Annotated in this window: 7 protein-coding genes; all 7 read right to left on the reverse strand. The window is 40.7% G+C overall.

Annotated features, from left to right (window positions below):
- Positions 1–4: 4 nt before the first annotated feature.
- The 7 genes from FEE95_RS20320 to FEE95_RS20350 all read right to left on the reverse strand — a co-directional run bounded on the left by FEE95_RS20320 (position 5) and on the right by FEE95_RS20350 (position 12,399).
- Positions 5–1,555 (reverse strand): sulfatase family protein, encoded by a 1,551-nt coding sequence (locus FEE95_RS20320; protein ID WP_138659865.1) that lies wholly within the window; start codon positions 1,553–1,555, stop codon positions 5–7.
- 11 nt (positions 1,556–1,566) lie between these two features.
- Positions 1,567–3,462 (reverse strand): sulfatase family protein, encoded by a 1,896-nt coding sequence (locus FEE95_RS20325; RefSeq protein WP_138659866.1) that lies wholly within the window; start codon positions 3,460–3,462, stop codon positions 1,567–1,569.
- 104 nt (positions 3,463–3,566) lie between these two features.
- The gene (locus FEE95_RS20330; RefSeq protein WP_138659867.1) at positions 3,567–6,155 is read right to left on the reverse strand and encodes a family 78 glycoside hydrolase catalytic domain; all 2,589 of its coding nucleotides are present in this window, start codon (positions 6,153–6,155) and stop codon (positions 3,567–3,569) included.
- A 9-nt stretch (positions 6,156–6,164) separates the two neighbouring features.
- Positions 6,165–9,065 carry a glycoside hydrolase family 2 protein gene (locus FEE95_RS20335; RefSeq protein ID WP_138659868.1) on the reverse strand — a complete coding sequence of 967 codons (2,901 nt, stop codon included), beginning with the start codon at positions 9,063–9,065 and terminating at the stop codon, positions 6,165–6,167.
- 9 nt (positions 9,066–9,074) lie between these two features.
- The gene (locus FEE95_RS20340) at positions 9,075–10,166 is read right to left on the reverse strand and encodes a sugar kinase (RefSeq protein ID WP_138659869.1); all 1,092 of its coding nucleotides are present in this window, start codon (positions 10,164–10,166) and stop codon (positions 9,075–9,077) included.
- Positions 10,167–10,184: 18 nt separating this feature from the next.
- The gene (locus FEE95_RS20345) at positions 10,185–10,856 is read right to left on the reverse strand and encodes a bifunctional 4-hydroxy-2-oxoglutarate aldolase/2-dehydro-3-deoxy-phosphogluconate aldolase (protein WP_212748463.1); all 672 of its coding nucleotides are present in this window, start codon (positions 10,854–10,856) and stop codon (positions 10,185–10,187) included.
- Positions 10,857–10,962: 106 nt separating this feature from the next.
- Complete coding sequence (locus FEE95_RS20350; protein ID WP_138659870.1) at positions 10,963–12,399, reverse strand: NAD-dependent succinate-semialdehyde dehydrogenase; 1,437 nt, start codon at positions 12,397–12,399, stop codon at positions 10,963–10,965.
- Positions 12,400–12,409: the final 10 nt, after the last annotated feature.

The following is a 12,409-nucleotide window of genomic DNA, read 5'->3' on the forward strand; positions in this document are numbered from 1 at the left end:
ATTTCTATTTCAGTTCGAGTTGTTCGATTTCAGAATTTTCAGTTCCACGAATGGCTTCGTATGCCGAAATCATCTCTTGAAGCTTTTCAGGATTGCTTTTTGCAAGATTGTTTTGCTGACTAATATCTTCTTTCAAATTATACAAGAGATATTCATCTGAATTCGCTAATTCAATGTTGACTTGTTTGTTAATTGCAGGACCTTCATAGGGTGGTATCATCGCCCAATCCCCTTTTCTAAATGCTGTTCTTGAAGTAGCTTCAATCACCATTTCATCACGACCAGCATTACTTTTTCCAAGGAACGAATCCAACAGTTCTTTACTATCATTGGTACTTTCACTACTTTCAACCAAGGCGGCTAGTGATGAAAATAAATCCAATTGGGAGACCATGGCATCCGATACTCCAGGGCTGATTTTACCCTTCCAATAGGTGAAGAACGGAACTCGCGTCCCTGCTTCGAATAGGCTATATTTTCCTCCCCTGAGGGCACCTGCTGGTTTGTGATTTCCTAATTTTTCTTCGGAATCATCATAGTAGCCATCATTCACTACCGGACCATTATCACTTGAAAAAACGATTAAAGTATTTTCCAATAAGCCTTCGGCTTCTAAGGTTTTGATGAACTCACCTACCATCCAGTCGGCTTCAACAATGACATCTCCTCTTGGTCCCATTCCCGATGAACCAACAAAACGCGCATGTGGAGTTCGTGGCACGTGCGGTTGTTGCAAAGCATAGTACAAGAAAAATGGTTCGTCTTTATGTTTTTTGACATAGTCTTGGGCATCTGCCAAAAAGTAGTCCGCCATATCTTCATCAACCCATTTGGCTGCTTCACCACCTTTCATGAATCCGATACGAGGGATTCCGTTTACGATACTATTGTTGTGCCCATGATGCCATTTCATTTTTAATAGTTCAGGATTTTCCAGTCCTGTTGGTTCGCCTTCAAAATTTTCCTTGTAGCTTATCTCAATCGGGTCGTTCGGGTCAAGGTTCACCACATGTCCATCCTCGATATAAACTGTTGGAACCCTATCTTGGGTAGCAGCCAAAATATGGCTGTAATCGAAACCAACTTCATTCGGGCCAGGGCTAATACGTTCGTTCCAATTAACGTTTCCACTTCCTAAACCTAGATGCCATTTTCCAACAATACCGGTATGGTAACCTTGTTTTTTCAACATTTTGGGAATCGTAGTTTGCGCTGTGTCGATAATCAAAGGCGCCGTTCCTGGAAGTATTTTGGCACTCTTATTTCGCCACGGGTAAACTCCTGTCAACAATGCATATCTGCTTGGTGTACACGTAGCTGAGGTAGCGTAACCGTTTGTAAACCGCATGCCACCATTAGCCAATTTGTCTAAATTGGGAGTCTTTAATTCGGTAGCTCCATATGCTCCAAGTTCTCCATAGCCAAGGTCATCTGCGTAAATAATAACGATATTTGGTTTTGCTTTCTCTTCGGATGTTTCAACTGTTTTTTGCTCTTCTTTACAGGAGGCAAATAAAAGAATGCAAGCAGTTAGGTAGCAATAAAATTTTCTCATAATTATCTAGCTTATATTTTGTTCTCGTTGATAAATTCGATGCGTCTTCGTACTAAATCCCCTTCTTTTTCAAGCCATTCCGGCGGAAATATCGATTTAGGGATATTGATTTCAAAACCAGGCCGAACCGTTTTGATCAATACTATACTGTTCAAAATTAGATTGGTCTCCGTTTCGGATTTGGCATTTTTAATAATTTCCAGAAACAGGTCATTTGGAACGTTCTGCACATGTAGTATTAAAAATTCGGCAGCCCTTATTCGAACCAAGTTGTTCTTATCGTATTTGGAAAGTTGCACGACTAACTTGAAAAACGGATAGGATTCCTTTCCAAAAGAACTGCACACGATCAAACCCCAATATCTTTTCCAAGGGTCGTCAGAATTCAAAGCCTTTTTGATATCCGCTTTAACCTCATCGAAGGGTTTTAGACTCAAATCCGCAATGTCAATTAATTCAGCAATCTCGATTTTGTTTTCTTGACCAAATGCAACGGGATTGGAAAGTCCCGCTTCAATGAAATAAGGCTCCGGATAAAAGCTTAGATCAGGCATTGACTTTACTTGATGCCGCAAATTTGAACGCAGTTCCAACAAAGTTGATTGATGAGAAGGTTCGGCCGCCAAATTATGAACCTCGTGTGGATCATTTTCAATATCGTATAACGTTTCGGGAGATCGCGCCTTGAAAAACTGTTCTTGCGCTTCATTTAACTTTCCATCATCAAAGAGTTGCTGCCACTCTTTGTACGCCAACATTTTATACCGATAAAAATTAAAAAGACCATCAGCATTAAACGGCTGATAATTTCTAATGTACTTGTATTTTCCTTTACGGATGGAACGCACCAAATCATATTTTTCATCAAAGCGGTCTGCATAGCCGAATGTTGTATTTCTCTCAGCAAGGTTTTCATTGCTTAAAGTTTCCCCAAGAAAGGCCTTGCCATCAATTTGTTCTGGAACCTCGACTCCTGCAAGATTCAAGACCGTTGGGGCCAAATCAATAAATTGAACAAAAGCATCGGTTCTAGTTCCCATTTTTAACGGGGATAAATGTTTCCATTTTTCCGGGACATAAACTACCATAGGAACATTCAGACCACTCTCATAAATGTATCCTTTGCTTCTGGGTAAGACACCGCCATGATCGCCGTAATAGAACACAATGGTGTTTTCCATAAGTCCATCTTCTTCCAATTGATTGATAAATTCCCCGATTTCAGCATCCACTTTTTGATGTAAATCGCGATAGTGGGCATTTGTATATCGGAAAGTTGGTGTGTCAGGATGATAGGGAAAAACAGGTACATTATCAGTTGCGGTCTTTGTACTAAGACTATCCATTTGAGCTTTAGTAAAGTGTAATTGCCCTTCATGGGTACTGTGGAAATTCTGCACATGGAAAAACGGTTGGTTTTGTTCTCTATTTCTATAAGACGCCTTTTTTGAGGAATCGTCCCAGACACTGTCGGATTTTACAAAATTGTAATCTTCCTTTGCATTGTTCGAGGTATAGTAACCTGCCTTTCGAAGATATTCCGGAAACATTTTCAGTCCATCCGGCAGTGGAGCGAATTCCATTCTGCGATGGTATTGTGAACCTACTCTCGGAGCATAACATCCAGAAATGATTGTGCTTCGCGCCACCGAACATACCGGCGCATTTGAAAATGCATTGTTAAAAACGATTCCCTTTTCGGCCAAGGATTCGATATTTGGCATAGGTGCCCCACCTTCTTCATATAATTTCAGAAAGTGCTTTGAATTATCCTCGCTAACCAGCCATACGATATTCGGCGTTTTTTGTTCTTGTATCGTATCTTCAGTTTCTTCTTTGCAGGCAACGAAAGCGATTAATGAAAAAAGCAAAACATAGGTAAAGAATGGTATTTTAAGATTTTTCATATAGTTATTGTGTCGTTTTCAAATTTAGTTTCGCCTTTTTCAAATTACGTATTTGTGCGTTCATAATTTGTATGGAAAGGAATAAATCAACATAACTTAAGGGTTTAAAACCGAATCATATGTTTTCCTTTTTCAAGTGCTATGTATTGATTCATTTTGACATCTTGATTTAAATCTTGTCCATCAACTTTTATAGTACCCGCCTTGCCATTTTTGAGACTTTTCAAATCAAGTTTTACTTTCATTTCGCCAGGAACATTCAATTCAAGAATTTTTGCTCCATTCATAAGATCCCACTTAACGTATAAATTTCCCTCGGGAGAAGGTATATGAGCTTCAATGTTTTCAATTGAAGAATTCGTTCTGATAATTTCAACCTCTTTCATCCCCGGTATAATTGGTTTAACACCCAAAAGGTATTCTGCAAATATGGCAGGGGGAAAAGCACTTTCGGTTTGGGCATCGCTTCGGGTTCTACCCATTTCCAATTTCCCCGAACGACCAATACCGTCCAATCGCCATTCTTCCCAGAGTGTGCCGTTCGTGTTTGGCGCTAACATTTTATCAAATCGAGAACTGAACATTTCCAGTGATTCATCGATATAACCATATTCAGCCAAACCCTTGTGTAGATAATATGACATTGCTGGAGTGACCATTATCAAACCGGATTCACGTCTTACATAATCATGATTGTCTTTTAAGAGTAATTGTTTGGCAATTTTATCTGCCTGTTCTTTAGTGGCAATATTCAAAGCCAAAGCGGCTGCTTGAACATGCTCGCTAAACATTTCAGATTGCTTTCCATCAATAAGCGCATCTGCAAAAAGTTGTTTTTCATCATTCCATAAATGTTGTTGTAGTGATTGGCGAAGCTGTTTTGCCTTTGCTATATACATTTTACTATCAGGCATACCCAACCAATCTAGAAGTGTTGCAAAATCTTCCAAAGCACCTAAATAGTGTCCATTCAAATTGAGGTTGGCTCCCCTTCGGTCTAGTAGTGCATGATCTAGCCAATAAGGATAAGGCGGATTTTCTATCATGCCCAAATTATTGGTAAAACTATCCAACAGCTGCATCAATTTTTGAGCCGTAGGCAACAATTCTCGCGTTGTTTTATAATCTCCCGAATACAACAAATAATTGTGCAAACTTCGAATCCATAAACAATTAGAATCTAAAATAACCATATAGCCATCGCTGGCTGCGGGGGCGTAGGCCGGAATGATTCCGTTGGCCTGTTGTTCTTGAGCAGTCTGGACTAAATATCTGCGTTGAAGTGCCGTGTCGCCAAAGATATAGTAGTTGCCAAGTGCTGCATAGTAACCCGTTTGCGCATATTGCCTGCGCTCTCGATAGTTATCAGTGTAGGCATCCGTGGTGCATACATCGATGGTCTTTGCTGAAGCTTCCATGTATTGATTTACCCAAGGTGCTTCTTTGGACTTTATGTACCCCTTCTTTTCAAAAGGGTATTTCATTTGACGGGTGCCGAAAGAAAAGAGTTTTACTGGGGTTTCTTCATTATGGACTATAATTCCGAGGTATCGATAGGGTTTGAAATAGGTAGCCTCCCAAACATCTTTTTCTCCTGAAAGGATTATTTCATCTCGATATTCAGAATCCACAATGTTAAAGGTGAATTTTTCATTGACCATAAAAGGAGCGCCAACAACTTCTATTTTCGTTCCTGATGGTCCCTGAATTTCTAACATTGGACTGCCATTTACCACTTCCCCCAAATCAAACAAGAGAAACCATGGTTTTCCAGTTTCTGTTTTGGAAATCTCCAATGGCCCTTTTTTAGTTTCATATTTTTTAAAGCTTTTTAAAACCGACTTGTTTATTTTTTTGGATAAATCAAAAGTCTCAGGAGACTCATTATTTATTTCGATTTGACTTGCTTCAATAAGATTTTCAGCTCTTATTTGATTCTCCAAAAGATATGGTACTTCACGAGGTACCAAAGCTGTCCAGGGTGTGGCCAATTCAAATGGAATATCATTTTTTTGAAACGAGGGCCAACCTTCTGTTCTAATCAAGGGAGTAGCATTCGACCAACTGGAATCATTGAAATCGAATTTCTCCCAACCATACAAATGTTTCCGCATATCCACATGGTCATTATCTATCTGCTGAAAACGACTAATTAAAGGTGCTTTGTTATCCCATGAGGGTTGACGTGAGACTTTCCAATCGGAATTCGTAACAACCGATTCTGTTTTTCCGTTGGAATTCATGTCCAATTGTGCCAACAATCCGCCTCGCTGTTCAAGATTATACGAATACTTTTCATTTTGTTTATGGACTCTGACGGCCATTACGTTTTTCCCTTCTCTGAGCAGATTTGTAATATTCAAAATATCGAAGGATTGATGGTGTGGAGCACTACGAGCAGGACCTCGCCGAACATATTCCCCATTAATATAAAGTTGGTATTGTGAAGTAGCAGTGATTCTTAATGTCGCTGTTTCAGGGATTGATGAAAGGTTAAAAGTCTTTCGAGCCAATAGTACATCCGAAGTAATGGAATCATTCAACCATACCCATTGGGCTTGCCACGGTTCGATTTCCAATTGGTCGCTTTTCTCTTGCCATAATCCCTTTACGCCATTGCCCAGGTCTTGTTCTTGCGCCATCAAAGTAGAGCAAAAACTCAACAGACCGAAAAGCAAAATAAGACTTCGCATAAATGGAAACTAGTTTTTAACAAGGTAAGTAATCATATTGAACAAAATTTTATCGGCTATAGGGTCTTTACCCAAATTCTCAACTAAGCGTAACTGCGAAATCAAGTAGCGACCTTTTCTGGAAGGAACAATTGCCATATCAGAACCCCACCATGAAGCTCCGGGTCCTGAATAGTTCATTTTATGTTCTTTGGAAAACCAGTCGAAGGCTACCGTCCCCACTAAAGTTTCAACCTTGGTATTTTCATTACCCTTTAGGTCGCGAAGGGTCGTCATCGGCCAGACGTTTTCATAAATATTTCGCATCATTCCATTTGAAGGAAGTCCCTTAAAAATAGGGTGTTCGTGCACCATGTGCGGAATACAGGTCCATAAACCAACAGCAGAATGTGCATTTACGCTGAAAGGAAATAAGGGGTTGGAACCATCACTATCTTCCTTTGTTCCTTCAACATAAACTACCGTGCCTCCTTTTTGTACAAAGGCCTCTAAATCGGAGAAACGTTTTTTGTCAGAATTTGAAGTTGGAACTGTAGCCGTTACAAGAACCGGAACAGAGATATCCATAGATTTTGAAAAGTTGATTGTTTTGATTCCTGATATTTTTAGAAATGATGAAAGGGTATTGGAAACATCCAATACCGCAATCTTAGTTTTAGGAACTTGTAATGCCCTCGTACTAAACACATCAAACTCCGTGAAATTTTCGTTTAGTATTGTGCCATCTGGTGCGGTCATTTTTGCGGTAACCCTATAACTACCTTCCCAATTTGAAGTATTTATTTTTGTGTCGAATAAACTTGAAACTCCTGATTTATATTCTGCAACTTTCTCTTTTGAATAAACCACCTCTCCTGAAGAGGAAGAGATTTTCAATTCCAGATTTCCATTTACAGAACCCAATTCGTTTATACCATTGACACTCAAAGTCAGGCCCTTTTCAGCGTACACGTTTCTTGGCTCCGCCCTTATAGAAAGTAATTGTGGTTGATTTGCAGCTTTCGTAGCCTCATAAGCATAGGACTTTGGATTACGCCATAAATCAATAAGTCCGGCACCTAAAATCCAATCCCCGGCAGCGAGCGCATGAATGCAATATCCATCAACCTCAGGATTCGAACGAACAGCTTCTATCATCCGTTTGTTGGCAGCTCCGTGAATGCTTTGCTGATCCAAATAAAATTGTTGCATGTTCGGATAGAGTTTCTTGAAACCACTTTCTATTAATAGTGCTTCTTGCTCTTCCGCTAGTCTTTTGTGATATCGATACGCCGGAGTTAAGGAATTACCATCTTTTTCGAATTTAGGATTGTTGACCGTCAAATCCGGAAGACTTCCATAGCCCAATTCCGAAACAAAAGACATGAGCCCTGGAACTACATTTCTTCCCGGGGTCTTTCCTTTATACCCTTTCGCCTTCTTTTCTTCTTCGGTCAGACCAATGGATAGATAGCCATCATATTTATCCTTGTCAATAAAAGGCCCAGGATAATTATGAATATCGTTGAACTGTGTTGGTTCATATTCATTGGGTAAATACATATTCGCTCCAAATGCCCATCCACCGGATTCATCTAAAATCAATCGTGTCGGGTCCAAAGTTCTGGTAACCATGGCCATAGGACGCATTAATTGTTTAAGCACCGGGCGATGCAGTTCGTTGAATAATTCCCATTGAACAATACTCGCTCTATTTCTATCACGCAGAATGGTTTGCGTCACTTCATTTTCAACCCTTTTTGATAAGTAAGGAGTTGATAAGGGCAATTGCATGCATTCCAATGCGGGACTACCAACAACCAAAACCCCCATCTCATCGGCCAAATCTAGCCACATTGGCGTTGGTGGATGGCGCCAAGGACGTATCATATTAAAACCGGCCTCTTTGGCCAAACGAATCTCGGTTCTTGCCATTTCCTCGGAATCCGGGTAGGCAATTCCGTTGGGATACAGACCTTCAAAAAAAGTTGCCTTGATATAAATCCGTTTACCATTGAGGTAAAAATCTTTGTTTTTTAAGGTGAGTTCTCGCATGCCGAATCGCTCACTCCAAGCATCGGAAACCTTTCCATTGACTATGACTCTTACTTCAGCTTTGTATAGATGCGGATTCGCTGGAGACCAATATTCAGCATCAGGAATTTTCAAGACAAAGTCTTTTTTGTTTTTTCCAGGATGGAGCTCCCATTTTTCTGAGGTATTTACAACTGTATCAGCCGAATCAGTTGCTGAGGTAATCCTAATTTCTAGTTCGGCGGACACTCCCTTGATAGCTGTATGGTCAAGCTCAACATGAAATATCGCTGTGTTTTCTCCGATTCTTGGCTCGATAAACACATCATCCACATAAACCGCATCGGTGGCCATAAGCTGTACTTCTTGCCAAATACCTCCCGAAATTCCTCCCCGCCATTGCGGAGTTTCCAATGGTTTAACGCCATCTACTTCTTTGTCAGACAACAAAATAGGCCCAACTACGCGGACGTTAAGTACATTCTTTTCGCCGAACTTCAATAACTCATCAACTCGAAATTCAAAAGGTGCGAATCCGCCTTCATGAAAACCGACTACCTCATCGTTCAACCAAAATTCAGACAAGTAGTTGACCGCTCCGAAGTGCATGCGAATTACTTTGTCTTTCCAGTCGGCCGGTACTTGAAATTCATGTCGATAAAACCCAACGCCCTCGTAATCTTGTTTTATCAATTCCCAACTACTTGGGACCTGTATTTTTTGTTTGTCTGGATGTTTTTGAAATATGGAATCCTTATGCCAGGCGGCGGACCTACCCTCATTAGTTTCATCAAAAATGATTTCCCATTGTCCATTCAGGGAAATTTCAGTTTGGGCAAAACAAAATGCTTGCACACCTAATACAATCAAAAGGACGCAAGCATTTAAATTTCTCATAATAAGTGTTTATCTCACTACACGCCCTGAAGCATTACCGCCCATTAATCGTTCTACTTCCGCACGTGTGGAATAATTGAAATCTCCTTTAATAGAATGTTTTAAGCAAGATGCTGCCACTGCATAGTTCACGGCTGTTTGCGTATCACTACTCAATTCAGGAGTGGTCAGGGCAAAAATTAATCCTCCTGCGAATGAATCACCACCACCAACACGATCAACTATGTTCTTTATTTGATATGGCTTGTAATTTCCATCTTCGTCTAAAGGTGCGAAAGACGGTGAATCCGTGGCTGCATCGAAAAGCATTGCTCCCCAATTGTTATGACTTGCAGAAAGACTTTCACGTAACGTAATGGCTACTTTACTCACATTCGGAAATTGCTCAATTACTTGGCGTGCAACATCTGGGTATCTTGAGGTATCCAAGGTTCCTGAATGTACATCAGTGTCGCCTGCTTGAATTCCCAAAACATCATGACAGTCTTCTTCATTACCAACTACTACATCTATGAAAGGTAAAATTTCGCGCATAGTCTTTTGGGCCAAATCTTTGGCGGAGTAATTTGAATCCCACTTCCAGAGTTTACCCCTGAAATTCAAATCAATGGAAACCGAGGCTCCTGCCTCTTTTGCTTTTTGTGCAGCAACCAAAGTAGCTTCCGCTGCAGTTTTTGATAAGGCAGGTGTAATTCCGCTTAGGTGCAACCATTGTGCATCCTTGAAAATATTGTCCCAGTCATAGGCGCTTGCGGGCGTAATTGACACTGCTGAATCTACACGGTCATAAATTACATTGCTCGGTCGTTGGTTTGCTCCTGTTTCCAAGAAATAGAGTCCCAACCGACCTTCGTCGGTACGTAAAATATAATTGGTGTCAATACCAACCGAACGGACTGAGTCCATGGTAGCTTCGGCCAGCGCATGTTTAGGTAATGCCGTAACATACCGCGCTTTTCCACCAAAATTACAGATTGAAGCTGCCACACTTGCTTCTGCCCCAGCGTAGGACACTTCTATGTTTCGGGTTTGCCGTAATCGCAAATTTGCCGGTGCAGCCATTCGGCCCATTATTTCTCCAAAGGTTACTACTTTCTTCATGTTATCTAAATAGTTGGTCTACGACCTGATTTTTGTTATTAAGTTTCTAATTTCTCTTGCATTTTCAGTAATTACATCCCAATTCTCTGATTGAATCAATGGGCGTTTTGCCACCCAGGTACCACCAATAGCAGTAATTAAATCAGATTGTAAATAACTAGGCGCATTTTCTATATTGCACCCTCCCAAAGGGATAAATTTCAATCCTAAATAATTGTACGGAGCTGACATACTTTCTAAATGTTTCATACCTCCTGAGGTAGCTGCTGGGAAAAATTTCAGAATTCGACAGCCTTCTTGAACCGCTATTTCAATATCCGAGGGCGTCATAATACCCGGAGCAAATGAAAGTCCTTGTTTATGGGCCTCTGCAATTATATTCGGATTACAACCTGGAGACACTGCAAAGTCAGCTCCCACGTCAATAACCGCCTTTACTTGGTCTACGGTCAAAACGGTACCAAAACCTAAGGTTATTTCTGGAACTTCTTTTTTGATTGCCTTCGCAGCATCTAAAGCTGCAGGCGTGCGGAGCGTCAGTTCAATGGTGTCTACACCGCCTTCGAGAAGTGCGTTTGCCAATGGAACAGCATGCTTGACCTCATCAACAATAAGGACCGCAATGATTCCGGCATCATCTATCTTTTGAATTAATTCTAGGGACATTGCCCTTTGCGCTAATGGTTGCATACTAGAAATTTAGTTTTCGGAAACAAATTTATTGCGAAGATTAGGATTAAGAATGATATCATACTAGACAAAAACCGAATCTTACCCATATTTGACTTAAGAATACTTAAATAGCCATTGAGATTCGTTTTTTAACTAAATAATCATCCAAAGCTAAATGTGAACAATCATGTCCGATTCCACTATTTTTAATTCCGCCATGTGGAAGGTAAATCGAATATTTGACTCCGTTAATTTGAATTTCTCCGAATTGAAGATCTCTAGAAAACCGTTCAATACGTTTATGGTCGTTGGTAAAAATATAGGAGGCCAATCCAAATTCCGTATCGTTCGCCAAAGCTAGAACCTCGTCGTCGGTTTCAAAGGACATTAAGGACCCTATAGGTCCAAAAGTTTCTTTTCTAAACACATCCATTTCTGGAGTCATCCCAGAAAGTACAGTGGGTTCAAACCAATTTCCTTTTTCCCGACCTTCGGGAATGTTTCCTCCATATTCTAATTTTGCTCCTTTGTCAATAGCATCCTTAATCAAATCAAACATTCGGTCACGGTCTTTTCGGGAAACCATGGGTCCCATATCTGCTTCGGAGTCTATACCATGGCCTAATTTCAATTCAGAAGCTCTTTTGACATAAGCCTTCAAGAATTTGTCATAAATACTTTTATGGACAAAAATTCGATTTGCAGCTACACAAACCTGTCCTGAATTTCCATATTTCAGGGCAATTCCCAAATCCAAAGCTTTTTCGATATCGGCATCTTCAAAGACAATGAAGGGAGCGTTTCCACCCAATTCCATTCCCAATTTTTTTATGGAAGTAGTACTATCCGCAATGACTTTTTGACCTGTTGCTGTGGAGCCAATCATGGTCAAGACAGCAGGAATTGTACTTGTAGTCATGGTATGTGCAACTTCACTGCTAGGCCCACAAAGAATATTCACAACTCCTGCGGGAAAATCAATATCATAGAGGATTTTACCAATTAAATAAGCAGAGAGCGGCGAGGCGGCAGAAGGCTTTATAATAATAGAACAACCAGACGCCAATGCTGGACCTAATTTGAAACCAACATTGAGCAGAGGGAAATTCCACGCTAAATAGGCAACAGCAACCCCAGCTGGCTGATGTACCATTTTATGTGTATGCGTATTTTCGTAATCAGGAATCTGCTCATCACGCATGTTCTTCATAGCAGCCGGGTACCATTCCAAAGCATTGATAACCCCTTCAATATCTTCCCATGCCCCAGCATAGGTCTTACCCATTTCATAAACCATTGCGGCACGCAAGTCGTGTTCCCTTTCCAGGACGGCAGTTCTAAGTTTGCTCATCCATTCGGTACGCTCCGCCAAAGATAGTTTTGACCAATATTCGAATCCTTTTTGGGCAGCACTTAACGCCAATTCAGCGTCTTTGAGCCCCGCCCATGCAATTTCGGCTACTTTCTCTTCATTAGCCGGACAAATTACGGTGTGACGCTTTCCATCCGCAGCATCAACCAATTTACCGTCGATATATAATTTTAGATATCCGAAATCCATTCCTTTTTCA

It is taken from the genome of Maribacter algarum (ex Zhang et al. 2020) (genome assembly GCF_005885635.1).
GTDB lineage: Bacteria > Bacteroidota > Bacteroidia > Flavobacteriales > Flavobacteriaceae > Maribacter_C > Maribacter_C algarum.

Bases quoted from the DNA above. Each gene is read 5' to 3' on its own strand.
- FEE95_RS20320 (WP_138659865.1), bottom strand. From the start codon at position 1,555: ATGAGAAAATTTTATTGCTACCTAACTGCTTGCATTCTTTTATTTGCC.
- FEE95_RS20325 (WP_138659866.1), bottom strand. From the start codon at position 3,462: ATGAAAAATCTTAAAATACCATTCTTTACCTATGTTTTGCTTTTTTCA.
- FEE95_RS20330 (WP_138659867.1), bottom strand. From the start codon at position 6,155: ATGCGAAGTCTTATTTTGCTTTTCGGTCTGTTGAGTTTTTGCTCTACT.
- FEE95_RS20335 (WP_138659868.1), bottom strand. From the start codon at position 9,065: ATGAGAAATTTAAATGCTTGCGTCCTTTTGATTGTATTAGGTGTGCAA.
- FEE95_RS20340 (WP_138659869.1), bottom strand. From the start codon at position 10,166: ATGAAGAAAGTAGTAACCTTTGGAGAAATAATGGGCCGAATGGCTGCA.
- FEE95_RS20345 (WP_212748463.1), bottom strand. From the start codon at position 10,856: ATGCAACCATTAGCGCAAAGGGCAATGTCCCTAGAATTAATTCAAAAG.
- FEE95_RS20350 (WP_138659870.1), bottom strand. From the start codon at position 12,399: ATGGATTTCGGATATCTAAAATTATATATCGACGGTAAATTGGTTGAT.